This is a genomic window from Streptomyces longisporus (genome assembly GCF_039532765.1).
Lineage (GTDB): Bacteria > Actinomycetota > Actinomycetes > Streptomycetales > Streptomycetaceae > Streptomyces > Streptomyces longisporus.
In genome coordinates, this window is sequence record NZ_BAAASG010000003.1 from 26,168 (window position 1) to 50,295 (window position 24,128).

At 69.2% G+C, this 24,128-nt stretch carries 23 protein-coding genes; 8 read left to right on the forward strand and 15 right to left on the reverse strand.

What is annotated here, in order from left to right; translation table 11 throughout:
* Nucleotides 1-76: 76 nt before the first annotated feature.
* The gene (gene pyk / locus ABD355_RS06215) at nucleotides 77-1,507 is read left to right on the forward strand and encodes a pyruvate kinase (RefSeq protein WP_344399073.1); all 1,431 of its coding nucleotides are present in this window, start codon (nucleotides 77-79) and stop codon (nucleotides 1,505-1,507) included.
* Between the two features lie 362 nt (nucleotides 1,508-1,869).
* On the opposite strand, the gene ABD355_RS06220 is transcribed toward pyk, so the two are convergent.
* The 4 genes from ABD355_RS06220 to ABD355_RS06235 all read right to left on the reverse strand — a co-directional run bounded on the left by ABD355_RS06220 (nucleotide 1,870) and on the right by ABD355_RS06235 (nucleotide 6,119).
* The gene (locus ABD355_RS06220) at nucleotides 1,870-3,204 is read right to left on the reverse strand and encodes a hypothetical protein (RefSeq protein WP_344399074.1); all 1,335 of its coding nucleotides are present in this window, start codon (nucleotides 3,202-3,204) and stop codon (nucleotides 1,870-1,872) included.
* Nucleotides 3,194-3,751: a DUF6114 domain-containing protein gene (locus tag ABD355_RS06225; protein ID WP_344399075.1), complete on the reverse strand. Its 558-nt coding sequence runs from the start codon at nucleotides 3,749-3,751 to the stop codon at nucleotides 3,194-3,196. Before ABD355_RS06225 ends, ABD355_RS06220 begins: the two co-directional genes overlap by 11 nt.
* Before the next feature lie 131 nt (nucleotides 3,752-3,882).
* The gene (locus ABD355_RS06230; RefSeq protein ID WP_344399076.1) at nucleotides 3,883-4,515 is read right to left on the reverse strand and encodes a DUF6230 family protein; all 633 of its coding nucleotides are present in this window, start codon (nucleotides 4,513-4,515) and stop codon (nucleotides 3,883-3,885) included.
* A gap of 623 nt (nucleotides 4,516-5,138) precedes the next feature.
* Nucleotides 5,139-6,119 (reverse strand): tetratricopeptide repeat protein, encoded by a 981-nt coding sequence (locus ABD355_RS06235; protein ID WP_344399077.1) that lies wholly within the window; start codon nucleotides 6,117-6,119, stop codon nucleotides 5,139-5,141.
* 259 nt (nucleotides 6,120-6,378) lie between these two features.
* Here ABD355_RS06235 and ABD355_RS06240 point away from each other — a divergent pair, with 259 nt between their 5' ends.
* The gene (locus ABD355_RS06240; RefSeq protein ID WP_344399078.1) at nucleotides 6,379-7,008 is read left to right on the forward strand and encodes a TetR/AcrR family transcriptional regulator; all 630 of its coding nucleotides are present in this window, start codon (nucleotides 6,379-6,381) and stop codon (nucleotides 7,006-7,008) included.
* 37 nt (nucleotides 7,009-7,045) lie between these two features.
* Here ABD355_RS06240 and ABD355_RS06245 read toward each other — a convergent pair whose 3' ends face one another.
* The 4 genes from ABD355_RS06245 to ABD355_RS06260 all read right to left on the reverse strand — a co-directional run bounded on the left by ABD355_RS06245 (nucleotide 7,046) and on the right by ABD355_RS06260 (nucleotide 10,838).
* On the reverse strand, nucleotides 7,046-8,047 hold the full coding sequence (locus ABD355_RS06245) for a trypsin-like serine peptidase (RefSeq protein ID WP_344399080.1): 1,002 nt from the start codon (nucleotides 8,045-8,047) through the stop codon (nucleotides 7,046-7,048).
* A gap of 111 nt (nucleotides 8,048-8,158) precedes the next feature.
* Nucleotides 8,159-9,859 (reverse strand): coenzyme B12-dependent isobutyryl-CoA mutase large subunit, encoded by a 1,701-nt coding sequence (gene icmA / locus ABD355_RS06250; protein WP_344399081.1) that lies wholly within the window; start codon nucleotides 9,857-9,859, stop codon nucleotides 8,159-8,161.
* Between the two features lie 87 nt (nucleotides 9,860-9,946).
* Nucleotides 9,947-10,285 (reverse strand): DUF3817 domain-containing protein, encoded by a 339-nt coding sequence (locus tag ABD355_RS06255; protein WP_344399082.1) that lies wholly within the window; start codon nucleotides 10,283-10,285, stop codon nucleotides 9,947-9,949.
* Nucleotides 10,286-10,328: 43 nt separating this feature from the next.
* Complete coding sequence (locus ABD355_RS06260; protein WP_344399083.1) at nucleotides 10,329-10,838, reverse strand: MarR family winged helix-turn-helix transcriptional regulator; 510 nt, start codon at nucleotides 10,836-10,838, stop codon at nucleotides 10,329-10,331.
* A 340-nt stretch (nucleotides 10,839-11,178) separates the two neighbouring features.
* Here ABD355_RS06260 and ABD355_RS06265 point away from each other — a divergent pair, with 340 nt between their 5' ends.
* A complete protein-coding gene (locus ABD355_RS06265; protein WP_344399084.1) occupies nucleotides 11,179-12,177 on the forward strand; it encodes a glycoside hydrolase family 6 protein in 999 nt (332 codons plus the stop codon).
* Nucleotides 12,178-12,205: 28 nt separating this feature from the next.
* Here the strand turns inward: ABD355_RS06265 and glxA are convergent, their stop codons facing one another.
* The 4 genes from glxA to ABD355_RS06285 all read right to left on the reverse strand — a co-directional run bounded on the left by glxA (nucleotide 12,206) and on the right by ABD355_RS06285 (nucleotide 16,780).
* The gene (gene glxA, locus ABD355_RS06270; protein WP_344399166.1) at nucleotides 12,206-14,116 is read right to left on the reverse strand and encodes a radical copper oxidase GlxA; all 1,911 of its coding nucleotides are present in this window, start codon (nucleotides 14,114-14,116) and stop codon (nucleotides 12,206-12,208) included.
* 88 nt (nucleotides 14,117-14,204) lie between these two features.
* The gene (locus ABD355_RS06275; RefSeq protein WP_344399085.1) at nucleotides 14,205-16,001 is read right to left on the reverse strand and encodes a glycosyltransferase family 2 protein; all 1,797 of its coding nucleotides are present in this window, start codon (nucleotides 15,999-16,001) and stop codon (nucleotides 14,205-14,207) included.
* A 144-nt stretch (nucleotides 16,002-16,145) separates the two neighbouring features.
* On the reverse strand, nucleotides 16,146-16,439 hold the full coding sequence (locus ABD355_RS06280; RefSeq protein ID WP_344399086.1) for an MTH1187 family thiamine-binding protein: 294 nt from the start codon (nucleotides 16,437-16,439) through the stop codon (nucleotides 16,146-16,148).
* On the reverse strand, nucleotides 16,436-16,780 hold the full coding sequence (locus ABD355_RS06285) for a DUF3817 domain-containing protein (protein ID WP_115905837.1): 345 nt from the start codon (nucleotides 16,778-16,780) through the stop codon (nucleotides 16,436-16,438). The genes ABD355_RS06280 and ABD355_RS06285 overlap by 4 nt, the downstream gene beginning before the upstream one ends.
* Before the next feature lie 160 nt (nucleotides 16,781-16,940).
* Between ABD355_RS06285 and ABD355_RS06290 the strand changes: the two genes are divergently transcribed.
* From ABD355_RS06290 to ABD355_RS06305, 4 genes are all read left to right on the forward strand, one after another.
* Nucleotides 16,941-17,573, forward strand: a complete 633-nt coding sequence (locus ABD355_RS06290) for an AIM24 family protein (RefSeq protein ID WP_344399167.1) — start codon at nucleotides 16,941-16,943, stop codon at nucleotides 17,571-17,573.
* Between the two features lies 1 nt (nucleotide 17,574).
* The gene (locus ABD355_RS06295; protein ID WP_344399087.1) at nucleotides 17,575-18,225 is read left to right on the forward strand and encodes an AIM24 family protein; all 651 of its coding nucleotides are present in this window, start codon (nucleotides 17,575-17,577) and stop codon (nucleotides 18,223-18,225) included.
* Nucleotides 18,222-19,022 carry an AIM24 family protein gene (locus tag ABD355_RS06300; RefSeq protein ID WP_344399088.1) on the forward strand — a complete coding sequence of 267 codons (801 nt, stop codon included), beginning with the start codon at nucleotides 18,222-18,224 and terminating at the stop codon, nucleotides 19,020-19,022. The genes ABD355_RS06295 and ABD355_RS06300 overlap by 4 nt, the downstream gene beginning before the upstream one ends.
* A 95-nt stretch (nucleotides 19,023-19,117) precedes the next feature.
* Nucleotides 19,118-19,594, forward strand: a complete 477-nt coding sequence (locus tag ABD355_RS06305; RefSeq protein WP_344399089.1) for a MarR family winged helix-turn-helix transcriptional regulator — start codon at nucleotides 19,118-19,120, stop codon at nucleotides 19,592-19,594.
* Nucleotides 19,595-19,683: 89 nt separating this feature from the next.
* Here the strand turns inward: ABD355_RS06305 and ABD355_RS06310 are convergent, their stop codons facing one another.
* The 3 genes from ABD355_RS06310 to ABD355_RS06320 form a co-directional block, all read right to left on the reverse strand.
* Nucleotides 19,684-20,976 carry an MFS transporter gene (locus ABD355_RS06310; RefSeq protein WP_344399090.1) on the reverse strand — a complete coding sequence of 431 codons (1,293 nt, stop codon included), beginning with the start codon at nucleotides 20,974-20,976 and terminating at the stop codon, nucleotides 19,684-19,686.
* A gap of 188 nt (nucleotides 20,977-21,164) precedes the next feature.
* Nucleotides 21,165-22,121, reverse strand: a complete 957-nt coding sequence (gene meaB / locus ABD355_RS06315; RefSeq protein WP_344399091.1) for a methylmalonyl Co-A mutase-associated GTPase MeaB — start codon at nucleotides 22,119-22,121, stop codon at nucleotides 21,165-21,167.
* A 36-nt stretch (nucleotides 22,122-22,157) separates the two neighbouring features.
* Nucleotides 22,158-23,360 carry an acetyl-CoA C-acyltransferase gene (locus ABD355_RS06320; RefSeq protein WP_115905843.1) on the reverse strand — a complete coding sequence of 401 codons (1,203 nt, stop codon included), beginning with the start codon at nucleotides 23,358-23,360 and terminating at the stop codon, nucleotides 22,158-22,160.
* A gap of 147 nt (nucleotides 23,361-23,507) precedes the next feature.
* On the opposite strand from ABD355_RS06320, the gene mce reads away from it, so the two are divergent.
* A complete protein-coding gene (gene mce / locus ABD355_RS06325; RefSeq protein WP_099931336.1) occupies nucleotides 23,508-23,948 on the forward strand; it encodes a methylmalonyl-CoA epimerase in 441 nt (146 codons plus the stop codon).
* The last annotated feature ends 180 nt before the right edge of the window (nucleotides 23,949-24,128 follow it).

A 24,128-nucleotide genomic window follows, 5' to 3' on the forward strand; every position in this document is an offset into this window, starting at 1 on the left:
TGAGCGCGGACCCGCCCATTTGTATCTTCCGCCAGACGGAATATTCCGCGGCGAAACAAACCGATAGGATCGCCCCATGCGCCGTTCGAAAATCGTCTGTACTCTCGGCCCCGCGGTCGACTCCCACGAAATGCTGGTCTCGATGATCGAGGCCGGAATGAACGTGGCCAGGTTCAACTTCAGCCACGGCACCCACGCCGAGCACCAGGCGCGGTACGACCGCGTCCGCGCCGCCTCCAAGGAGACCGGGCGCCCCATCGGCGTGCTCGCCGACCTGCAGGGCCCGAAGATCCGTCTGGAGACCTTCGCGGAAGGCCCGGTCGAGCTCGAGCGCGGTGACGAGTTCGTCATCACCACCGAGGACGTCCCGGGCGACAAGTCCATCTGCGGTACGACGTACAAGGGCCTGCCCGGTGACGTCGACCGCGGCGACCAGATCCTGATCAACGACGGCAACGTCGAGCTGAAGGTCCTGGACGTCGAGGGCCCCCGGGTCAAGACGATCGTCATCGAGGGCGGCGTCGTCTCCGACCACAAGGGCATCAACCTGCCCGGCGCGGCCGTGAACGTACCGGCGCTGTCCGAGAAGGACGTCGAGGACCTCCGCTTCGCGCTGCGCATGGGCTGCGACATGGTCGCGCTGTCCTTCGTCCGCGACGCCAAGGACGTGGACGACGTCCACCGGGTGATGGACGAGGAGGGCCGTCGCGTCCCCGTCATCGCCAAGGTGGAGAAGCCGCAGGCGGTCGACAACATGGAGGCCGTCGTGATGGCGTTCGACGCCGTGATGGTCGCCCGCGGCGACCTCGCCGTCGAATACCCGCTCGAGAAGGTCCCCATGGTGCAGAAGCGCCTCATCGAGCTGTGCCGCCGCAACGCCAAGCCGGTGATCGTGGCGACCCAGATGATGGAGTCGATGATCACCAACTCCCGCCCCACCCGCGCCGAGGCCTCCGACGTGGCCAACGCGATCCTGGACGGCGCGGACGCGGTCATGCTGTCCGCCGAGTCCAGCGTGGGCGCCTACCCGGTCGAGACCGTGAAGACGATGTCGAAGATCGTCGCCGCGGCCGAGCAGGAGCTGCTCTCCAAGGGCCTGCAGCCGCTGGTGCCCGGCAAGAAGCCGCGTACGCAGGGTGGTTCGGTCGCGCGCGCCGCGTGCGAGATCGCGGACTTCCTGGGCGGCCGGGGCCTGGTGGCCTTCACGCAGTCCGGTGACACCGCCCGCCGGCTGTCGCGCTACCGCGCCCAGCAGCCGATCATCGCCTTCACCACCGACGAGAACACCCGCAACCAGCTCACCCTCAGCTGGGGCGTGGAGTCGCACGTGGTGCCGTTCGTCAACACCACGGACGAGATGGTCGACATGGTCGACCAGGAGATCGCCAAGATCAACCGCTTCAACCCGGGCGAGATCGTCATCATCACCGCCGGCTCGCCCCCCGGCGTCCCCGGCACCACCAACATGCTCCGCGTCCACCACATCGCGGGCGGCGGCGCCAACTGACGCAGCCACAAAGGCTCTTGTACGGCGCTGAGGGCATCCCCTGCGACAGGGGGCGCCCTCACGCATGTGCGGTGACCATCGAGACGGAGAAACCCCTACCGGTTTTACATTTCATGAAGGCGGCCTGGACGCCATGACCAGAGCCTTGGTCGACCTCTTCGGCGAACTCGGCATGGACACCAACGTCCTGCCGCGCTTCGACCACGACGAGGACGGCGAGGACCAGGACGACTGACCTCAGGTACCCGCTCAGCGGCGCCGACCGACGGCCCGTAAGGCCGTTCCACAGCACTGAGGGCGCTCCCTGCGAACAGGGGGCGCCCTCAGTCTTGTGCGGCTCCCGAACGGGTCTGTGACGGCGCTCAGCCGGTTCCGTCGGTCGTGTAGACGTGCATGCCGGGCACGTGCAGGGTGCCGCCGAACTGGGCGGCCTGGACGACCTTCACGTTGGTGAAGTAGATCAACGGGATGTTCAGCGGTGGCGGGCTGTCCGGGGTGAACGTGAGCGGGATCAGACCGAGCAGGTTGCCGGAGATGGACTCCGTGTACATCGTCGTCGCGCCGCCGGTGATCGTGGACGTCGTGCCCCGCCCGGCCTGCACGTGGTAGGTCTTGTCGATGTCGTGGTCCTTGACGGTCTGGTGCAGGTCGCCGATGTCGGTACCACCGGAGATGACGTACTTCAGCACCCGCTTGATCGTGCCGTTGGCCGTCCTCACCTTGACGATGCCCTGGTAGTCGGCGCCCTTCAGCGTCAGCGAGCTGGCGTTCAGGTACCAGGGGTCGTCCGCCACCGGCACCTTGTTGTCGACGCCGCCCGTGTCGTTCGTGGCGGCCGGGCAGTTCGAAGCGTCCGGGGGCGAACTCGCCGACGGGCTGGGCGAGGAGGTGGCCGAATCGGCCGCCTTCTGGGCCGCCTTGGTGGCCGTTTCGGCCGCCTTGGTCGCCGTGTCGGTCGTGTCCTTCACGGTCTTGCCCACCGTGTCGGTGACCTTCTTGGTCGTCTCCTTGACGGTGTCCGAGGCGCTCGTGGACGACGAGTCCTTGCTCGCGCTCGCCGAGGCGGACGGCGTGGGCGTCGGGCTCGCGCTCGACGTGGAGCTGTCCTTGCCGCCGGTGAAGATGCTGCCGATCGCGTCGCCGAGGTCGCCCAGCAGACCGCCGCCGCTGCTCGCCGAGGCCGAGGGGCTCGGCGTGGCGGTGTCGCCCGACGTGTCCTTGCCCGAGCTCTGCGAGGCGGACGGGGTGGGCGTCGCCTTGTCGCCGGAACCTGAATCCGACGAACCGGACGAACCCGTCTTGCCCGACGTCGAGTCCGGGGAGTCCTTGGACGTGCCGGCGGAGGACGAGGGCGAGGGCGTCGCCTTGTCGGCCGTGGCACTTGAGCTCGCCGAGGCGGACGGCGACGGCGAGGCCGACGCGTTGTCGCCCAGCGCGGCCACACAGTTCTTGTACTCGTCCGCGGTCAGGCTCTTCGAGGACGGGGACGGGGTGCCGCTGCCGGCGGCGAGCGCGAGCGACGACGTGAACCCCATTCCCATGAGGACCGCGGTCGGCATCGCCACCGTGGCTATCGCCTTGCCGGCCGGCATGTGGAACCTGGTGAACAGCGGCTTCTTGGGTGCCGCATGGCGCGGCCCGGTTCTCACACGGGACTCGTCCACATCAGTCCCGTGGGTCACCTCGTCAGCCGGCACTGTGCCTCCCGTTCGCCCCGTTCGCCGGGCTCGTTCCTGACAGATCGTTCGGCTCGCCCACCACGGGCTTGAGGATGGTGGTGTCCGTGTCCATCGCCTGCGGCGCACCGCCCGCTCCGGGCGCGTCCTCCTGCGCCGCCTCGGCCGGCGGCTCGCCCGGCGACCAGGCCACGGCCATCGCCCCGCCGACCAGAGCGAGCAGGAAGCCAATCACGAAGCCGCCGAGGTTGGACACGGGGATGGACACCAGCCCCAGCAGGATCGCCGCGACACCCGCGAAGGTACGCACGTGCTTCTGGAACCAGAGGCTGAAGCCCAGGACGATCAGCAGCACGCCGATGATCAGGGACCCGGCACCGGCAGTGGTGGCCATCGCCAGCGTCAGATGCCCCACCTGCAGATGGGCGTACGGGAAGTAGGCGATGGGGAGTCCGGCAATCATGACGAACAGGCCGGCCCAGAACGGCCGCGTGCCCCGCCAGGCGCGGAACTGCACCCTCCGGCGACTGAACTGGCCGGCGGGTACGGCAGGAGTCTCGGCGCTCATGGAAAACAGCTCCCTGGTGCGGCTTTGCTGTGGTGATGGTGCTGTGGTGGTGAGTTGCAGTACGTGTGAAGAATGTGGTGGAAGGTGGACGGGCGGGGGCGCCATCGGCTCCCCCGCCCGTCACCGAGTGCCTAGTAGCACTCGTGAGTGCCCGTCTGCACGGACATCTGCAGGCCACTGAGCTTGAAGGTTCCGGCGGTGGTCGCCCACGCCGTCTGCTTCACATGGCTCAGCGAAGCGTGCTCCGCCTGCTGTGCGAAACCGTTCGGGTTCGCGGTGTCACCGCTCTTGATGCCAGGACCCTTACTGGCGTCCTTGGCCGCCACACCGATGTCAATGCCGGTGAACGTCGCGTCGGCGGACAGGTCGTTCAGGTCGATGTACAGGTTGTCGGCCTGGACCGGCGTGTCACCGCCGCCCGCCTTCAGGATCAGGCTGACGCTACCCAGAATCGGAATGTTCGGGGTGACGACGGACTGGCACAGGTTCTTGATGGACGCGGACTTGAACGCCGAGACCGCGACCGGGTGGACCGTCTTGCTGCCGTCGAGGTTGTACCCCGAGTCGAGGGCTCCGTACTGCGAGAAGCCATCACCTTCGAGCTGGTCGGCCGTGACCTTGAACTGCTGGCCGGACACGCTGAACGACGCGGCGAGAGCGCCCTGCGCGAGGGCGACACCTATCGCGGCCGTAGCGGCGACGCTGGGCACCATGACCACAGCGAACCGCTTCCATCTGGTCCCGCCACGCACCTGGGACTCCATATTTCCTCCTTCTCGGACGTACATCTCCTGGCCCTGACTGCTGCCTGTCGGCGGCTCAGCCGGGCAGGGATGGGAGAAGTGCTACGTCCTCGGGAAGGAGAGCGCCCGCACTCGGAGGCGCAAACCGCGCACCGATCACCGGCGATCACCCCCGAGCGACAACCACTGGTCGCGCCTGACACACATCACGCACAACCTTGCTGGACAGGCTTCGCCGAGCCGGCGAAGACCCCCCTGCCCAAGAGCCGGTGCCAGTGACACAGGCTCTGCTCGGTGGGGACCCAGGAACTCCCGCGACCCAACCGGCTGTCGGGGTACGGGAAAGGACCGAGCGTCGCCGATCGTGGTGCATTCTCGCCGCCCGCACAAGGGGCTTCGTTACTGGGTAGTAACGGGGGGATAACCGAAGGACGACCCACAGGTCTCGGGTGGCGACGGAGGGTGCAGCCAGGGGCCCGGACAAAACTGTTGATCGCTGGACAGAAACCGACAGATCAACGGCCGGAACTTACTCGCAGTAACAGCGGCCGCGTTTACCAAGATTTGGTAAAGCGCGGCCGCACTGACGTTCCTTCGGCAAATCTTTCACTCGGGCATCACATGCCCTGGTGTTTAGCGACTGGTCAGAACAGCGCTCGCGCGAGCGCCCTGCGGGCCGCCGCCACCCGCGGATCATCCGCCCCGACGACCTCGAAGAGCTCCAGCAGTCGCAGACGTACCGTGTCGCGGTCGTCACCCGCCGTGCGCCGGACGGTGTCGATGAGCCGCCCGAAGGCGTCCTCCACATGACCGCCGACCAGATCCAGATCGGCCGCCGCGATCTGCGCCTGTACGTCGGCCGGCTTCTCGGCGGCGTCCTTGCGCACCTGCTGCGGGTCGAGGCCGCCCACTCGCTGCAGCAACTCGGCCTGGGCGAGGCCCAGTTTGGCCTCCGGGTTGCCCGGGTCCTCGCTCAGCACGTTCTTGTACGCCTGCACCGCACCGCCGAAGTCCCCCGAGTCCAGGGCCCGTACGGCCGCTTCGAGCAGCGCGTCGTACGGTCCGGCCGGCGCCGCCTCGGCCGCGGCCTGGCCGCCGCCCGGCTCGGCGTCGGGGTCGACCGTCAGACCGGTCAGGCCGAAACGCTGCTCGGCCACCTGCACGAGCTGGTCGAGGGTCTGGCGGATCTGCTGTTCGCCGGCGGCCCCCTGGAAGAGCGGCAGCGCCTGCCCCGCCACCACGGCGAAGACGGCCGGGATCCCCTGGATACCGAACTGCTGCATCAGCATCTGGTTGGCGTCGACGTCGATCTTGGCGAGCAGGAAGCGGCCGTTGTACTCGACGGCGAGCCGCTCCAGGACCGGGCTCAGCTGCTTGCAGGGCTCGCACCACTCGGCCCAGAAGTCGATGACGACGGGCACCTCGGTGGACCGCTGCAGGACGTCGCGCTCGAAGGCGGCCTCGTCGACGTCGATGACGAGATCGGCCGGGGAGACGGCTCCCGGGCCGCCGCCCTGGCGGGCCGCTTCGGCACGCGCCTGCTCCGCCTTCGCCTTGGCCTCCTGGGCCGCCTTCACCGCGGCGAGGTCGACGACTCCGCTCATGGACATGTTCCGTGGCTGCATGCGTCTATCCTCCCCCGTTCCCGCGCATCAGTGCTGCATACTCCGGGGAAACCCCCGGACCACGTGCGTTGAGAAAGCCGGTCCTGTTGCGTTCTGCTTCGACGCCGGGTCCCCACCCCACGTCAGTGGTTGCCGCCCGTGGAGTCACTCACGAGCTTTCGCTACGAGTCGTAGCGTAATGGCACCGAGTGCCTCCCCGGTACCACCCGCTGGTGATCTCCCTCACGACCTCACAGGAACTGCCGGTTATGGTCGTGGGATGCAGAGCCGCAGCCCCGCCACCCGCGCCTCAGGACGCCCGCGCAGCGTCGAGGCCGACGCCGCGATCCTCGCGGCCACCCGGGAGGCCCTGGTGGAGCTGGGCTGGTCCAAGCTCACCCTGGGAGACGTCGCGACGCGGGCGGGGGTTGCAAAGACCACTCTCTACCGCCGCTGGTCCGGCAAGAACGAACTCGTCGTCGACGCGGTGGCCGAACTCTTCGACGAACTGGTCCTCCCCGACCGCGGCAGCCTGGCCGACGACATCGAGGGCGTGGTCCTGCAGTTCGCGGCGATCCTGGCCCGCCCGGAGGCCGCGAGCGGCCTGATGGCGGTGGTCGCAGAGTCGACCCGCGACGACGCCCTGCGCGACCGCATCCGCTCCTCGATCGTGGAGCGCCAGAAGAGACTGGTCCTGGAGGGCCGCGCCCGCGCCCAGACCCGCGGCGAACTGCCCTCGGAGACGGACCCCGCCGAGGCGGCCCGCACGGTCGACCTGATCTTCGACGTGGTCGCAGGCGCGGTGGTGCACCGCACCCTGGTGAGCGGGCACCCGGCGGACGAGGAGTGGGTGCGCGAGTTCACGACCCTGCTCCTGGGCGGCCTGGGAGCGGGCACCCAGGAGCCGTAGCCGCTCCCGCTTCTACGAGGTCCGCTTCTACGGAGGTCTACGACGAGGGACCGGCCGGCGGGGCGCCGGTGACCGCGTCGCCGTAGAGCTGGCCGACGCTCTTGCCGAAGTAGGCGCTGTAGGAGATCTGCGGGGTGTAACCGCCGGTGTGGAAGCCGCCGATGACGCCCACCACCGCCCAGCCGCCCTTCCACGGCACCAGCATCGGTCCGCCGCTGGTGCCGTCCACGAAGGCGTCGCAGGCGATGCGCGGATAGCTGCCGGGCTCGTCCGGGTCGTCGCTGTCGTAACGGGTGGTGCGGCTCCAGCACTCCAGCGGCTTGTCCGCGCCCCCCGGGTAGCCGATCAGCCGCACCGGGGCGTGGTGGTACCCCGTGTCGGTGAGCAACTGCACCGCGCCGGCCGCGTCCTGCACCAGCTTGCCGTCCTGGTTGGGCTCGGTGACGGCGAAGCCGTAGTCGTACTGGGCGCCGGCGTGCTCCTTCAGGTCGTAGTACTGCTGCGGCACGTACACGCCGTTGACCCGGACCGGGAACACGCCGAACGGCTTGAGTCCGTCGTGGTACTGCGGCACGAAGGCCAGATTGCGGCGCGGGGAGGCGCCGGAGTACCCCCTCAGACAGTGGCCCGCGCTCAGCACCAGGTCGTGGCCCGGGCTGCGCACCACGGAACCGCTGCAGGTGCGCCCGGTGCCGCTGGTGTCGGTCCAGAAGAAGGTGCCGGTCTGGGGGATGCCGTCGAAGCTGTGGCTGGGCGGGATGAACTCGCCGGGCATGGGGCCGTCCACCGCGGAGGAGGCGGCGGCGCCGGTGTCCGGGGCGGTGGAGTAGACGGAGTCCTTGTCCAGGCCGGTGTCGACGGGCAGCGCGGCCGTCAGCCGGGCCGGGTTCCAGTACGCGTCCAGCCGTTGCGCCACCGGGTTCACCGGCGGCGCAACGGAATGCGCGGACGCGACCGGCACGAGCGCGGCGCACGGCAGCATGGCCACCGCGACCGCGAGCGCGGCCCGTACCACTCTGGGTCTGAAAAACCTACGCACCGTCAGTTCCCCTGAGCATCGGTGGACTCGACGGGCCGATGCTATGCACGGGAACGATCGCGGAAAAGGAGGCAGGTCACATTTTTATAAACGCTTCTGCGGGGTAGGCGTTCAGAATCCCGCCGGCTCGGTGTACACCCCCCACTCGTCCCGCAGCACCCCGCAGATCTCGCCCAGGGTCGCCTCGGCGCGTACGGCGTCCAGCATGGGCTCGATCATGTTGGTGCCCGAACGGGCGGCGGCGAGCATGGCGTCCAGGGCCGCCCGCACCCCGGCCTCGTCCCGCGCGGCCCTGCGGTCGCCCAGCACCCGCACCTGCTCCCGCTCCACCTCATGGCTGACCCGCAGGATCTCCAGATCCCCGGTGACGGACCCGTGGTGGACGTTCACCCCGACGACCCGCTTGTCGCCCTTCTCCAGGGCCTGCTGGTACCGGAAGGCCGACTCGGCGATCTCGCCGGTGAACCAGCCGTCCTCGATCCCGCGCAGGATCCCGGAGGTGATGGGCCCGATCGGGTGCTGCCCGTCCGGATGGGCCCGCAGCCCCCGCTCCTTGATCTGCTCGAAGATCTTCTCCGCGTCCGCCTCGATCCGGTCCGTCAGCTGCTCGACGAACCACGAACCGCCCAGCGGATCGGCCACATTGGCGACCCCGGTCTCCTCCATCAGCACCTGCTGGGTGCGCAGCGCGATCTCCGCCGCCTGCTCACTCGGCAGCGCGAGGGTCTCGTCCAGGGCGTTGGTGTGCAGCGAGTTGGTCCCGCCGAGCACCGCGGCGAGCGCCTCCACGGCCGTACGCACGACGTTGTTGTACGGCTGCTGGGCGGTCAGGGAGACACCGGCGGTCTGGGTGTGGAAGCGCAGCCACTGCGCCTTCTCGGACTTCGCCCCGTACACGTCCCGCATCCAGCGCGCCCAAATGCGCCGCGCCGCACGGAACTTGGCGATCTCCTCGAAGAAGTCGACGTGCGCGTCGAAGAAGAAGGACAGCCCCGGCGCGAAGACGTCCACGTCCAGCCCGCGGGAGAGCCCCAGCTCCACGTACCCGAACCCGTCGGCCAGCGTGTACGCCAGCTCCTGCGCGGCCGTCGCCCCGGCCTCCCGGATGTGGTAGCCGGAGACGGACAGCGGCTTGTAGGCGGGGATGCCGGCGGCGCAGTACTCCATCAGGTCGCCGATCAGCCGCAGATGGGGCTCCGGCTGGAAGAGCCACTCCTTCTGGGCGATGTACTCCTTGAAGATGTCGGTCTGGAGCGTGCCGTTGAGCACCCGCGGATCGACACCCTGCCGCTCGGCGGCGACGAGGTACATGCAGAACACGGGCACGGCGGGCCCGCTGATGGTCATGGAGGTGGTGACGTCCCCCAGCGGGATGTCCTTGAACAGGACCTCCATGTCGGCGGCGGAGTCGATGGCGACCCCGCAGTGCCCGACCTCGCCGAGCGAGCGCGGATCGTCGGAGTCGCGCCCCATGAGGGTCGGCATGTCGAAGGCGACGGACAGACCGCCCCCGCCGTTGGCGAGGATCATCTTGTAGCGCTCGTTGGTCTGCTCGGCGTTCCCGAACCCGGCGAACTGCCGGATGGTCCACGTACGCCCTCGATAGCCGGTCGAATACAGCCCGCGCGTGAAGGGGTACTCCCCCGGCCACCCGATCCGCTCGAAGCCGGCATACGCGTCTCCAGGCCGGGGCCCGTACACGGGCTCCACGGGATCCCCGGAGAGCGTGGTGAAGTCGGCCTCACGCTTGCGCGAAGCGTCGTACCGGGCCTGCCAGCGACGGCGGCCCTCCTCGATGGCGTCAGCGTCCATACCCTCGAATTTACTTGGACGTCCTAGTAAATGTCGAGGGGAGCCCGAGGGCGGCCCTCCGCCCTCGGTTCACGGAGGCGCCGGCCGCTACACCTTGGCGACCGCGGGCGAGCCCTCGGTGAGCTTCGTCTCCAGCTCGTGGCTGATCTTCCGCTCGACGAAGAAGGCGGCCGTCGGGATCGTCCCGGCGAGCAGCACCCACAGCTGCTTGCCGACCGGCCACTTCGCCTTGGAGCCCAGGTCGAAGGCGAAGATCAGATAGACCACGTAGAGCCAGCCGTGCGCGATGGCGACGACGCGGGTGAAGTCCGCGGCGCCGCTGACGTCCAGGCCGTACTTGGCGATCATGCTCAGGCACAACAGGACCAGCAGGACGCCGGTGACGTAGGCCATGACGCGGTAGCGGGTCAGCACGCTCTTCTTCATGGCGTCGAGCGTAACCGCCCGTTCCGGGAGATCTTGGGCCGGGTCAGTCCTCGGCGAAGTCGTTCGCCGCCACCCGCAGCGGCCGCAGCATCGCGAAGATCTCCGCGCACTCCTCGGCGTCGTACGCACCGAGCCCGAAGTCCATCGCCATCAGGTCCCGGGTGGCCGCCTCGACGACCTCGCGGCCCTTGTCGGTGATGGAGGCGAGGGTGCCGCGCCCGTCATTGGGGTTGGGGCGCTTGGCCACCAGGCCCGACTTCACCAGGCGGTCGACGGTGTTCGTCACCGAGGTGGGGTGCACCATGAGCCGCTCACCGATCTTCGACATGGTCAGCTCGCCCTCCTTGGAGAAGGTGAGCAGTACCAGCGCCTCGTACCGCGCGAACGTCAGTCCGTACGGCTTGACCACCGCGTCGACCTCGGCGAGCAGGATCTGGTGTGCGCGCATGATCGAGGTGATGGCGGCCATGGACGGCACGTTCCCCCAGCGCTGCTTCCAGAGTTCGTCGGCGCGGGCGATCGGGTCGAAAGGAAGACTGAGCGGCTTCGGCACGGAACCGACCTTACCGGCCGGTCACATGCTGGTCAGCCCCGTCTCGCCTTTCGGTCCGCCGGGCGTCCAGCGCGAGCAGTACGCAGCACGCCGCGCCCAGCGCTCCGGCCCCCGCCACGCCGGCCGGCACCCCCGCGAACTCCGCGACGCGCCCCTCGGGCGCGACCCGCACGAACCACTGGTCCGGGCCCGGCGTGTACGCCGACCCCGCCCCCGAGAGGTGCCGTCGGACTCCCGACCCGTCCCACGGCTGCCATGTCGAACCCTGCAGCCTGAAATCCCTTGTGCAACGATTACTGACGAATCATCAGTAAATGTCACCTTCGCCCCAGGGAGCTGCATGTCCCGGCTGATCCACATCTTCGCGGCCGTCGCGGTCCTCGGGCTTGCGGCGGGCTGCTCGTCCCCGTCCGGCATCGACACGGCCGCCGCGGCGGGCAGCGCCTCGAAGAAGGCGGCCCGGGCGGGCGCCCTGGACTTCTGGGTCGACCCGGACAGCCCGGCCGCCAAGCAGATCAAGGAGTGGCGGCGGGCTGGCCGCGCCCAGGACGCGCACCTGCTCAAGCGGATCGCGGACGAACCCCAGGCGCTGTGGCCGCCCGGCGAGATCGACCCGGGCCCCATCGTGAAGGCGGCCATCGAGGCCGCGGCCGAGGAGAACCGCACGGCGCTCTTCGTGGCGTACGACATCCCGCACCGCGACTGCGGCCAGCACTCCGCGGGCGGCGCGGCCGACGCGGACGCCTACCGGGAGTGGATCGGCAAGTTCGCGGACGCGCTCGGCGACGGCAAGGCCCTGGTCGTCCTCGAACCGGACGCGGTCGCCCACATCGTGGACGGCTGCACACCGGCCGGCTACCACGACGAGCGCGAGCAGCTGCTGAACGAGGCGGTCGTCCGCCTGAAACAGCAGCCGAACACCAAGGTGTACCTGGACGCGGGGAACCCGGCCTGGATCCGCGATCCGTGGAAGCTGGTCGACCCGCTGAAGCAGGCCGGCATCGAGAAGGCGGACGGGTTCTCCCTCAACGTCTCCAACTTCCAGACGGACGAGCTCACCGAGGCGTACGGCCTGGAGCTCTCCGCCGACCTCGGCGGCAAGCACTTCGTCGTCGACACCAGCCGCAACGGCAACGGCCCGCTGCCCGGCGCCTGGTGCAACCCGCCCGGCCGCGCGCTGGGCACCCGCCCGACGACCGACACCGGCGACCCCATCCTCGACGCCTACCTGTGGATCAAGCGGCCCGGGGAGTCCGACGGGACCTGCGGGAGCGGGCCGGCCGCGGGGAAGTGGTGGCCGGAGTACGCCCTGGAGCTGGCACGCAACTCCAAGCCGTAGCCGCCGTTCGGGGCATCGGGCCGGGCGGTCACTTCACCTGGATCCATCTGGCCTCGGAGGGCGTGCCCTGCGCGTCCGTCACGAACAGCATGTACCAGCCGGGCGGTACCAGGGCCGGGTCGTCCGGTACGGCGACCGTCACCGAGTGCGCGTCCTTGGTCAGGCCGAGCTCGATGGAGCGCTGCTCGACGTCGGTGGTGTGGGTGACCGCGCTGGGCCGCATGAGCCGGGCCTTCACCACCCGTTCGGGGTGGTCGGTGCGGTAGGTGGCGCGGCGGTCCTTGCCGAGCTCCCGTGGGCCGCCCTCCAGCACGGGGCGCATCTCGCCGTTCCTGTGCAGCGCGGGCGGGGTGAAGACCTCCATGCGCTGCTCGAAGTGGCCGAGCTTGGTGTTCTGCTGGTCGTCGAAGAGCGGGTCGGAGCCGAAGGTGGCGACCCGGCCGTCGGGCAGCAGCAGCGCCTCGGAGTGGTAGTTGCGGCCGACGGTGGGCGCGGCCGCCTCACGGAAGGCGTTGCTCTTCGGGTCGTAGAACTGCGCCTTGAAGATGTTGCTGGCACTGCGGCCGCGGTAGTCCTCGGAGCCGTTGGTGGTGAACACCGAGTCGTCCGGCATGATCACGCTGTTCAGGTACCGCGTGCCCTGGGGCAGGTCGGGCCCGTCCTTGAAGACCGGGTTGTCCTGCTTGAGATCGACGACGGCCGTGCGCGGGGTCGACCTCCTGGACTCGCCGACGCCTCCGCCGCCCAGGATCATCACCTTCTGGTCCTGCGCCGGCGGCAGCAGCACGGAGGAGGAGGTCTCCGTCTCGTCGGGGTCGCGCAGCCCCGGAACCTTCCGGAAGGTGTTGGTCTTCAGGTCCCACAGCCCCGGCTCCCGCCCCTGGTCGGCAGGGCCGTAACCGGCGTTGGAGGAGGTGTAGAAGAGCTTGCCGCCCTTGGTCAGGAAGAGTGCGGGGTACGTCGGGAAGTACCGCTTCGGGCCGGGCGACCACTTCTTGGTCCTCGGGTCGTAGATCTCGTTGTCCCCGGGGTCGATCATGCCGACGTCGTCCAGGCCCGAGACGGCGAGCACGCGCCCGTCGTCGAGCCCGACCAGCGTCGGGTACCAGCGGGCCTTCTGCATCGGGTCGACGGGCACATACCGCTCGGCCACGGGGTCGAACTCGTAGGCGGTGCGGATGCCCTGGAAGTCCTGCTTGTCGAGGGTGATCTTCTCGCTCAGCCCGTAGGTGTTGGCCGCGTCCTTGCCGGTCAGCCCGACGATGTCGTACTGCGCCTGCTTCTCGGTGACGGACAGCGGACCGGCCTCGACGGCCTCGACGAAGACCCGGGCCTCGCCCGCCACCACCGGCGCCGGAGCGGGGGCCTGCCCGGGCCGCACCGCGCCGGTCGGCCCGGCTGCCGCGCCGGCTGCGGGTTTCGCCTTGGGGACGGTGACGTCGAAGCTGCTGACGTACTCGACGCCCGCGGGCGAGCGGAAGCGGGTGCCCTTCTTCAGGAAGACCGACTTCAGGGGGTTCTCGTTCTTGATCCGCATACCGCCGCCGGCCCGTTTGACCTCGCCGTCGAGCAGTTCGTAGCGGGCGGTGCCGCCGGCCACGAGGAGCCGCCCGTCCGGGAGCTGGGTGTGGCCGGAGCAGAAGAAGTCGGCGGGGGTCGGGATCTTCTTGAAGGTGTTCGCCTTCGGGTCCCACAGGACGGTGTCGAAGGACCCGGCGTTGAACTTCTTCTGCTCGTTGCCCGACCCGGCGACGATCAGCACCTTGCCGGTGTGCAGGAGCGCCGCGTGGATGGCGTTGGTGCGGTACTTCGCGGGGATGTCGACCCGCTGCCAGGAGCCGTACTTCGCCTGGTACTCGGGCTGGGCGATCTTGTACTCGTGGTACTCCTCACCCGCGAACTCCACCGCGGCAGGGGCGTTGAGACCGGCCAGGACCATGATGCCCCCGATCCCGAGGACAGCCCTTCTGGTCGTCCTGTTCTGGGGGCTCCTGCGGTACTTGTTCTCAGCGTTCCGGGCCATGGTGCTAGCTGCCTCCTGTCGTGGTTCCGGAGACCGGGGAAACCGCGCCGCTGGTGGCGAGGGCGGGCTCCGTGCCGTCGACGGCACGTGTGGTCCGGTGCGGTGCCTGCCGCTCCCGCCGCTCCTTCAGGAGCGTGGAGCACCACACCGCTACCGGTGCGAGGGCGATGACCATGGCCAGGACCGCCCAGGTGCGCATGGCCGCATGGGTGTGGTCCAGGACGACCGAGGCGGCCAGGGAGGTCGCGAGGAGGATCGCCCAGAAGAGGTGGATACGGAAGGTGAGCAGCCGGTCGGCACTGGCGTCCGCGCCCTTGGGGGTCACGACGAACCTGCTGGGCCGGCGGACGAGCGCCTCACCGAAGGACTTGAGGTAGATCGGCGCCGCCAGGGCCGACATGGCCATGCCGGCGAGCCCGCCGGAGCCCTCCGGCTCATGGGGCGAGATGTTGTGCCGCCGGTTCCACAGATACAGCCCGACCTGCAGGGCGGCGGCATCGCTGTAGAGCATCAGCCACACCGAGGAGGCGACCTGCGTGCCGGAGGCGCCGAACCAGAGGAAGAGGACACAACTGAGGATGCCCAGAAGCCAGTTGACGGCCGTCATCGGGTAGTAGACGAGCATCAGGGTGTACGAGAACAGCCGCCCCGGAGGCATCCTGAACAGCGCTCTTCGGTACTGCTTGAACAGCGTCTCGTAGGTCCCCCGCGACCAGCGCATCTGCTGCGTGAAGAAGTCGGTCCAGGAGGCGGGCCCCTCCCCGACGGCGAGTACGTCCGGTGTGTACACGGACCGCCAGTGGTTGCCGGTTGCGGGATTGCGCCGCTGGTGTATCTCGAAGCCGGTGGCCATGTCCTCGGTGATGGAGTCGTACAGCCCGCCTATCTGCTTCACGGCGGCGATCCGCACCACGTTGTTCGTACCGACGAACATGGGCGAGCGATACCGGTTCCCGGCCCGCTGGATCAGCGCGTGGAAGAGGAACTGCTGCGACTCGGCGGCCTTGGTGACGGGATGGTCGGCATAGTTCCCGTACACCTGGGGACCGACCACGAAGGCGACGTCGGGGTCCCGGAAGTAACCCATCATCCGCTCCAGGAAGTTGGGGCGCGGGACGTGGTCCGTGTCGACGGAGGCGAAGAAGTCGTACTCGTCGCCGTGCATGGCGATCCAGGCGTTGTAGTTGCCGTGCTTGGTCAGGGCCTTGTGGGGGCCGTGGTCCTGGTTCCACTGCGCAACGCCGCGCCGGGTGAAGTGCCGGACCCCGAGCTCCGCGCACAGGGCCTTCGCCTGTTCGTCGTCGCCCTCGTCGAGGAGCCAGACGTCGAGGACGCTGCCGGGCCCGGCGTGGGTGATCCGGACGGCTCCCTCGAGGGTGGCGCGGACCATCGAGAGGGGTTCCTTGCCGGGGACGTACGTGGTGAGGAAGGCGACGCGGGTACCGGCTTCGGGGACGACCGGGACGGGGTCACGGGCGACCAGCGTGGCGTGGGCGACGGAGGCGACGTTGACCACCATGAAGAACTCGATGAGCCCGATGGATATGAGCATCGTGACATCGAGCCCGACCAGCCAGCTCTCCCCGCCGTCGCGCTCCACCCAGTGCGTGGGCCAGACGAGGTAGACCAGTAGCGTGCCGGTGAGCAGCGGCGCGAGGGTCATCAGCAGGACGGCCTGTATTCGGCGCGGCTCGCTGGACAGCAGCGAGGTGTACTGCACCTGGTACGAGGCGTCGCTGGGCTCCGTGAGAGGTCCGGCCAGTCGGCTGTGGGTGTCGTATGCGTAGCCCTCCGACTGCACGGCGCCCTCCAGTGAGTGAGGTGTGATCGGCAGAGGAGTACCGATCACCCCCTACACAACTGGAGTTTCGGGGGCAGGGCGACCTGGAGACGTCCAGGCGGGTGGGACGGCCGCATCTCCCGCCCCACCATGAGCAGTTCGGCCCTAGCCGGCGAGGTACCGCTCCACCGTCTCCACCTTGGCGGTGAGAGCGTCGGTCACTCCGGGGCGGATGTCTGCCTTCAGGACCAGGGACACCCGGGGCGCCCGCTCCTCGACGGCGGCGACGGCACGCTTGACCACCTCCATCACCTGGTCCCACTCGCCCTCGATGCTCGTGAACATCGCGTCGGTGCGGTTGGGCAGGCCGGACTCGCGGACGACGCGGACGGCGTCGGCGACGTACTCCCCCACGTCGTCGCCGACGCCGAGCGGTGTCACGGAGAAGGCGACGATCATGCGTTCACGATTCCTTCCTGGCGGGCACGGGAGGCGATGACGGCATCCTCGGCGGCGCGCTTGAGCTTGCGCTCGGCGAAGAAACCGCCGGTCGGCAGAACGGAGAGGAGGAAGTAGAGCCCCGCGGTCTTCTTGTCCCACTTCGTACGGTTCCAGGCGTCGGCCCAGAAGATCACGTACAGGATGAACAGGACGCCGTGGACCATGCCCATCACCGGCACCGCATTGAAGTCCGTGGTCCGCTTCAGCACGGAGCAGACCAGCAGCAGGAGGAAGGACACGGCCTCGGGAGCCGAGACGAGGCGCAGGCGGCGGAGGGCGGTGGCGGTCTTGATGTCCACGGGTCACCTTCGGTCAGAGACGGATCGCTCTTTGTGAACGGAAGCACAAGCGTCCGCCCATTGTGACAAACGGTTCCCCTAGGGGTGCGCTCAGGGTGCTTCTCCACCCACGGGCCCTGTGCGCCGCACCCACCCGACGGCTACCTTTCGCAGCGTGGCGATGTTTCGACTTCAAGGCAGCAAGGTGCTCGCCGTCGACATGACCGGGGACGCCGTGAAGGCGAAGAACGGCTCGATGGTCGCGTACGACGGGCAGATGGCCTTCAAGAAGATGACCGGCGGCGGTGAGGGCATCCGGGGCATGGTGACCCGGCGGCTCACCGGTGAGCAGATGACGGTGATGGAGGTGAAGGGGCACGGGACGTGCTGGTTCGCGGACCGGGCCTCCGAGATCAACCTCGTGAGTCTCCAGGGGGACAAGCTGTATGTGGAGTCGAGCAATCTGCTCGCGACCGACGCCGGCCTGAGGACCGGTACGACCTTCACCGGCCTGCGCGGCGCGTCGCAGGGCAACGGGCTGTTCACGACGACCGTCGAGGGCCACGGCCAGGCGGCGATCATGTCGGACGGCCCGGCGGTGGTGCTGCGGGTGAGCGCGCAGTACCCGCTCACGGTCGACCCCGGTGCCTACATCGCGCACCAGGGGAATCTGCGGCAGTCCTTCCAGTCCGGTGTGACGTTCCGCACGTTCTTCGGAGAGGGCGGCGGCGAGGCCTTCCAGATCCGGTTCGAGGGGGACGGGCTGGTGTACGTACAGCCGAGCGAGCGGAACACGATCGCGGGGGATGTGTGACATGCCCTTCCGTGAGATCAACTCCAAGATGGTCGAGGCGACGGTGCTGCCCGGCCAGCGGCTGTTCAGTCAGCGCGGCGCGATGCTCGCCTACAAGGGCGAGGTCTCCTTCACGCCCAACATCCAGGGCGGCCAGGGCGGGATCATGTCGATGATCGGGCGCCGGGTCGCGAACGAGGCCACTCCCCTGATGAGCGTCGAGGGCAACGGCACGGTGATGTTCGGGCACGGCGGTCACCACGTCCACGTGATCAACCTCACCGGCGACACCCTCTACGTGGAGGCGGACCGGCTGCTCGCCTTCGAGGGCACGCTCCAGCAGGGCACGATGTTCATGGGCTCGCAGGGCGGGGTCATGGGCATGGTCCGCGGCCAGGTCACCGGCCAGGGGCTGTTCACGACCACTCTCAAGGGACACGGCTCGGTGGCCGTGATGGCCCACGGCGGAGTCTTCGAGATCCCGATCACCCCCCAGCGGCCCGTGCACGTCGACCCGCAGGCGTACGTCGCGCACCACGGGGACGTCCGCAACAAGCTGTCCGCGGCGCTGGGCTGGCGCGACATGGTGGGACGCGGCTCCGGCGAGGCCTTCCAGCTGGAGCTCAGCGGCAACGGCACGGTGTATGTCCAGGCCTCGGAGGAGAAGCTGTGAGCGCGTACGGGACTCCGGGCGGCCCGACGGTCTTCGACCCGATGACGCTGCCGGTGGACGACAACGTCAACAAGTACACCTTCTGCGTGGAGCTCAAGGGGAGCCAGTGGTTCCTGCAGAAGGGGAAGATGATCGCCTACTACGGCTCGATGGAGTTCAACGGCATCGGGCACGGCCGACTCGACCGTCTTGTCCGTACGTCCTTTCATTCGCCACTGCATGCGAGCGACTGGGTGGTGGCGGAGGGCTCGGGCAAGATGCTCCTCGCCGACCGGGCCTTCGATGTGAACTCGTACGACCTGGACAACGGCAATCTGACCATTCGCTCGGGCAATCTGCTCGCTTTTCAGCCAAGTCTCGCGCTCAAGCAATCAATCGTGCCGGGTTTTCTGACACTCATCGGAACCGGAAAGTTCGTGGCCGCATCTAACGGTCCGGTGGTGTTCATGGAACCGCCGATCCGGGTGGACCCGCAGGCGCTCGTCGGCTGGGCCGACTGCCCGTCACCGTGCCACCACTACGACCACGGTTACCTGACGGGCGTAATGGGCGGTCTACGTGCGATGACGGGCCTCGGCGGGGCCTCCGGGGAGGAGCACCAGTTCGAGTTCGTAGGGGCCGGCACCGTCCTGCTCCAGTCCTCGGAAACCCTCATGGCCGAGCAGGCCACGGGGGCGGTTCCACCGGAGCCCGGCGTGCCCGGTGGCGGCGGGGCACACATGGGCCCTTCACAGCAAGCCGGCACACCGCGCCTTCCCGGACAGCTGGGAGACCTCCAGCGTCGCTTCGGGCTGTGAGCGGTAGTCTGCGGAGTGTGACGTCGAACGTGTGCACGCCGACACCACACCACCCTCACTAGTTCGCCTTTCAACATTTTAGGTAGACTTCATTCATGGAGACCGAGACGGCCACGCGCTGGCTGACCGATGCGGAGCAGTGCGCCTGGCGCACCCACCTGGAGGTCAACAGGCTGTTGACGTACCAGCTCGAGAGGGACCTGCAGCCGTTCGGACTGACGATGAACGACTACGAGATCCTGGTGAACCTCTCGGAGTCGGAGGACGTACGGATGCGGATGAGCGACCTCGCGTCCGCCACCCTCCAGTCCAAGAGCCGCCTCTCCCACCAGATCACCCGGATGGAGAACGCGAACCTGGTCCGCCGTGAGAACTGCGAGTCCGACCGCCGCGGGCTCTATGCGGTCCTCACGGACCACGGCATGGAGACGATGAAGAAGGTCGCCCCGCACCATGTGTCGTCCGTGCGCAGGCACTTCATCGACCTGCTGTCCCCCGAGGCCATGGCGGAGCTCGACAAGGCCCTGAAGCCCATCGCTGAGCACCTGCGCGGGCAGCGGGGGCGTCCCTAGCGGTCCTACGGCGCAAACGGCGGGCGGAGTCCGAACGGGGCCCGCTGCCGGTGCGTCCCGCGGGGTCGTGTCTGCCGGCCGACGGCCCGTCAGGCGGCGGGGACGCTCTCCGCGTCGCCCCGCTCCGGCACTGCCCGAGGGGTGCTCCCCCCACGGCTGCGCCGCACCGTCGCGAGGGCCGTCAGCAGGGCCGCCGTGCCGGCCGCCGCGAAGCACAGCGCGGTCGGCAGCCCGCCCACCAGGGGCCCCGCGACGGCCGCTCCGACCGTACTGCCCGCGTTCACACCGGTGTTGACCCAGGCACCGGCCCGGACCCGCGCCTGAGGCGCCGCCGCGTCATCGGCGATCAGATAGGCGGTGGTCAGCGCCGGCGAGACAAACAATCCCGCGACCGCCAGCGCGACGGCGAGCGTGCCGAGCCCGGGGGCGAACCCGGCGCCGAGCAACGCCACTCCGAGGCCCGCCGCCGCCAGGGGCAGCCGCCCCGGGGCCGGGACACGCCAGTGGACAGCCCCGTTGACCAGACCGCCGACGGCACTCCCGGCGGCCAACGCAGCCAGGGCCCAGGCCGCAGCCCCCTCCCCGTAGTGCCGCTGTTCCACAAAGGCCACCACCACCAGATCCACCACCCCCAGCGTCAGCCCCACACCACCGGCGGCGACAACGGGCTGCAGAATCCCCCACAACACACCCCGCCCGCCCGGAACCCGCCCCACGCCCCCGCCCCGCCTGCCCCCGCGCCGCCCCGTGCCCGCCTCGGCGGGTCTCATCGCCCCGACAGCCGGTGATGTGGTGAAACCGGCCGTGCCCGCCACGATCAGGAAGGTTCCGAGGGCGATGCCGGCCGTTGGTGGGGCGAAGGCCGTGAGGATGCCGACCAGGAGGGGGCCCGAGACGAAGAGGAGTTCCTCGGCGACGCCGTCGAGGCTGTAGGCGCGCTGCAGCAGGGCGCGGTCCGGGGCGAGCCTGCCCCAGACGGCGCGCATCGTCGGGCCCAGTGGAGGGGTGCAGGCGCCCGCCGCGGCGGTCACGGCGCCCAGGACGAGCGGTGAGACGGCACCGGGGCGCCGGACGAGCAGCGTGAGCAGCACCAGCAGGGCCGCGTACGCCGTGACCATCGGGACGAGTGTGCGGCGCGGCCCGTGCCGGTCGATCAGGGCGGCCCGGGCGGGCGACAGGAAGACGCTGGTGGCGCCGAACAGCGCCATGACGGTGCCCGCCACCGTGTACGACCCCGAGGCGCGGTTCACGGCGAGCATCACCGACAGGGGGACGATGCCGTATGACAGCCTGCCGAGCAGGGCGGCTGCGAAGGTGCGGCGGGCATGCGGAATGCGGAGGACGGCGGCATACGACGGCCGTCCCACTGGCGTGGAAGACACGGGAGTTCCTCGGCTCGAGGCGGAAAAGGGGACGTCGGATCGCCGCGTCGGCCGAGCGGTCGGTCAGTCGGTTCGTCGGTCGACTGCCGCTCGCCGTACGCGGGCCTGGGCGTGCCCTATGCCAAGAGGAGGTACATGCAAATCAACGTAACAGCGCGGGCCGGGAGTTGGCCACGCAGGAGAACGCCTCAGCCCTGCGTCAGCCCCGCCACCAGTTCGTCCGCCGCACGGTAGGGGTCCAGGTCCCCGGCCACGATCCGCTCCGCCAGCGCGCTCAGCCGGCGGTCGCCGTGCAGGTCGCCGATGCGTTCGCGCAGGGCCGTCACGGCGATGGTCTCCACCTCGCGGGAGGCGCGGGCCAGGCGGCGTTCCGCCAGTACGCCCCGCTCCTCCATCCATGCGCGGTGCTTCTCCAGGGCCTCGACGACCTCGTCGACGCCCTCGGCACGCGCGGCGACCGTCTTGACGATCGGCGGGCGCCAGTCGCCCGGGCTGCGGGACTCGCCCAGGCCCAGCATGTGGTTGAGCTCGCGGGCCGTGGCGTCCGCGCCGTCGCGGTCGGCCTTGTTGACGACGTAGACGTCACCGATCTCCAGGATTCCGGCCTTCGCCGCCTGGATGCCGTCGCCCATGCCGGGGGCCAGCAGGACGACGCTCGTGTCCGCCTGGGAGGCGATCTCGACCTCCGACTGGCCGACACCCACCGTCTCGACCAGGATCACGTCGCAGCCCGCCGCGTCCAGCACCCGGATCGCCTGCGGAGCGGCCCACGCGAGCCCGCCCAGATGGCCGCGGGTCGCCATCGAGCGGATGTACACCCCGGGGTCGGAGGCGTGCTCCGACATCCGCACCCGGTCGCCGAGCAGGGCGCCGCCGGAGAAGGGGGACGACGGGTCGACGGCCAGGACGCCGACCCGCCTGCCCTGCTTGCGATACGCCGTGACGAGCGCGGACGTGGAGGTCGACTTGCCGACACCCGGCGAGCCGGTCAGGCCCACCACATACGCATTGCCCGTCAGCGGAGCGAGCGTCTCCATGACCTCCCTGAGCTGCGGGGACGCCCCCTCCACCAGGGAGATCAGCCGGGCCACGGCCCGCGGCCGGCCTTCCCTCGCCTGGGCGACGAGTGTGGAGACGTCCTGCATCACAGCTCCGTTCAGAGAAGTACGTGGAGAAAGGGCTCAGGCCTTGGGTACCCGCACGATCAGTGCGTCACCCTGACCGCCGCCACCGCACAGCGCGGCCGCACCCACACCGCCGCCCCGGCGCTTGAGTTCCAGCGCCAGATGCAGCACGAGCCGGGCACCGGACATGCCGATGGGGTGGCCCAGGGCGATCGCGCCGCCGTTGACATTCACCTTTTCCGTTGAAACTCCGAGGTCCTTCATTGACTGCACCGCCACCGCGGCGAAGGCCTCGTTGATCTCGATGAGGTCCAGGTCCTCGACCCCCAGGCCCTCCTTCTTCAGGGCGTGCAGGATCGCGTTGGACGGCTGCGACTGGAGCGAGTTGTCCGGGCCCGCCACATTGCCGTGGGCGCCGATCTCGGCGATCCAGTCCAGGCCCAGCTCCTGCGCCTTGGCCTTGCTCATCACGACCACGGCCGCCGCACCGTCGGAGATCTGCGAGGAGGAACCGGCCGTGATCGTGCCGTCCCTGGTGAAGGCCGGGCGCAGCTTGCCCAGGGACTCCGCCGTCGTGTCGCCGCGGATGCCCTCGTCCTTGCTGAACAGGACCGGCTCGCCCTTGCGCTGCGGGATCTCCACCGGGGTGATCTCGGCCTCGAAGATGCCGTTCTTCTGCGCGGCGGCCGCCCGCTGGTGGGACAGGGCGGCGATCTCGTCCTGCTCGGGGCGCTGGATGCCCAGGCGGGTGTTGTGCTTCTCCGTGGACTCGCCCATGGCGATGTTCTCGAAGGCGTCGGTCAGGCCGTCGTACGCCATCGCGTCGAGCATCTCGATCGCGCCGTACTTGAAGCCCTCGCGGGACTTCGGCAGCAGGTGGGGCGCGTTGGTCATGGACTCCTGGCCGCCCGCGACGATCACGTCGAACTCGCCGGCGCGGATCAGCTGGTCGGCGAGCGCGATGGCGTCGAGGCCGGACAGACACACCTTGTTGACGGTCAGTGCCGGGACGTTCATGGGGATGCCCGCCTTGACGGCGGCCTGGCGTGCCGGGATCTGCCCCGCCCCGGCCTGCAGCACCTGGCCCATGATCACGTACTGCACCTGGTCGCCACCGATCCCCGCACGGTCGAGGGCGGCCTTGATCGCGAAGCCGCCGAGGTCGGCTCCGGAGAAGGACTTGAGGGAGCCCAGCAGCCGTCCCATGGGCGTACGCGCCCCCGCGACGATCACCGAGGTCGTGCTGTTCGATCCAGACATGAGCTGCGATCCCCTTCCGGCTGCACTGCCGAGGAGTGAACGAGGGTTTACTTCGAATGTACTGAGTGGCACTCCGTGCCGTCACCCGGCAGCCGGTGTGATCGCTGGCACGTTGCGTAACCATCCCCGTCGCGCTGCACTAACACCATGCTGACGCGAATCGACCACATCGGAATCGCCTGTTTCGATCTCGACAAGACCGTCGAGTTCTACCGGGCCACATACGGCTTCGAGGTGTTCCACTCCGAGGTCAACGAGGAGCAGGGCGTCCGCGAGGCCATGCTCAAGATCAACGACACCTCCGACGGCGGGGCCTCCTACCTGCAGCTTCTCGAGCCGACGCGACCGGACTCGACCGTTGCCAAGTGGCTCGACAAGAACGGCGAGGGTGTCCACCACATCGCTTTCGGCACGGCGGATGTGGACGCCGACGCGGCCGACATCAAGGAAAAGGGCGTACGCGTTCTGTACGAAGAGCCCCGGCGCGGCTCCATGGGGTCACGAATCACGTTCCTGCACCCGAAGGACTGCCACGGCGTTCTGACAGAACTGGTCACTTCCGCGCCTGTTGAGTCACCTGAGCACTGACCCCCGTACATATGGGCCGGTAGGGTTGGGGGCGGTCGCCGCTTTCCAGGGGGGTGACCGCACGCCGGGGTCCGGGTTTCGGGGGGCGAGCGTCGGGGCAGCAGCCCATGCTCCGCCGTTGATCTGACACCATTCCCCGGGGGCCCCGTTCGGCGGATGGACGGAGCTCGTTTGGCCAGA

Coding starts and splice junctions, on each gene's coding strand:
- pyk (WP_344399073.1), top strand. CDS start 77: ATGCGCCGTTCGAAAATCGTCTGTACTCTCGGCCCCGCGGTCGACTCC.
- ABD355_RS06225 (WP_344399075.1), bottom strand. CDS start 3,751: ATGAGCGCCGAGACTCCTGCCGTACCCGCCGGCCAGTTCAGTCGCCGG.
- ABD355_RS06230 (WP_344399076.1), bottom strand. CDS start 4,515: ATGGAGTCCCAGGTGCGTGGCGGGACCAGATGGAAGCGGTTCGCTGTG.
- ABD355_RS06235 (WP_344399077.1), bottom strand. CDS start 6,119: ATGCAGCCACGGAACATGTCCATGAGCGGAGTCGTCGACCTCGCCGCG.
- ABD355_RS06240 (WP_344399078.1), top strand. CDS start 6,379: ATGCAGAGCCGCAGCCCCGCCACCCGCGCCTCAGGACGCCCGCGCAGC.
- icmA (WP_344399081.1), bottom strand. CDS start 9,859: ATGGACGCTGACGCCATCGAGGAGGGCCGCCGTCGCTGGCAGGCCCGG.
- ABD355_RS06255 (WP_344399082.1), bottom strand. CDS start 10,285: ATGAAGAAGAGCGTGCTGACCCGCTACCGCGTCATGGCCTACGTCACC.
- ABD355_RS06265 (WP_344399084.1), top strand. CDS start 11,179: ATGTCCCGGCTGATCCACATCTTCGCGGCCGTCGCGGTCCTCGGGCTT.
- glxA (WP_344399166.1), bottom strand. CDS start 14,116: ATGGTCCTGGCCGGTCTCAACGCCCCTGCCGCGGTGGAGTTCGCGGGT.
- ABD355_RS06280 (WP_344399086.1), bottom strand. CDS start 16,439: ATGATCGTCGCCTTCTCCGTGACACCGCTCGGCGTCGGCGACGACGTG.
- ABD355_RS06290 (WP_344399167.1), top strand. CDS start 16,941: ATGTTTCGACTTCAAGGCAGCAAGGTGCTCGCCGTCGACATGACCGGG.
- ABD355_RS06295 (WP_344399087.1), top strand. CDS start 17,575: ATGCCCTTCCGTGAGATCAACTCCAAGATGGTCGAGGCGACGGTGCTG.
- ABD355_RS06305 (WP_344399089.1), top strand. CDS start 19,118: ATGGAGACCGAGACGGCCACGCGCTGGCTGACCGATGCGGAGCAGTGC.
- meaB (WP_344399091.1), bottom strand. CDS start 22,121: ATGCAGGACGTCTCCACACTCGTCGCCCAGGCGAGGGAAGGCCGGCCG.
- ABD355_RS06320 (WP_115905843.1), bottom strand. CDS start 23,360: ATGTCTGGATCGAACAGCACGACCTCGGTGATCGTCGCGGGGGCGCGT.
- mce (WP_099931336.1), top strand. CDS start 23,508: ATGCTGACGCGAATCGACCACATCGGAATCGCCTGTTTCGATCTCGAC.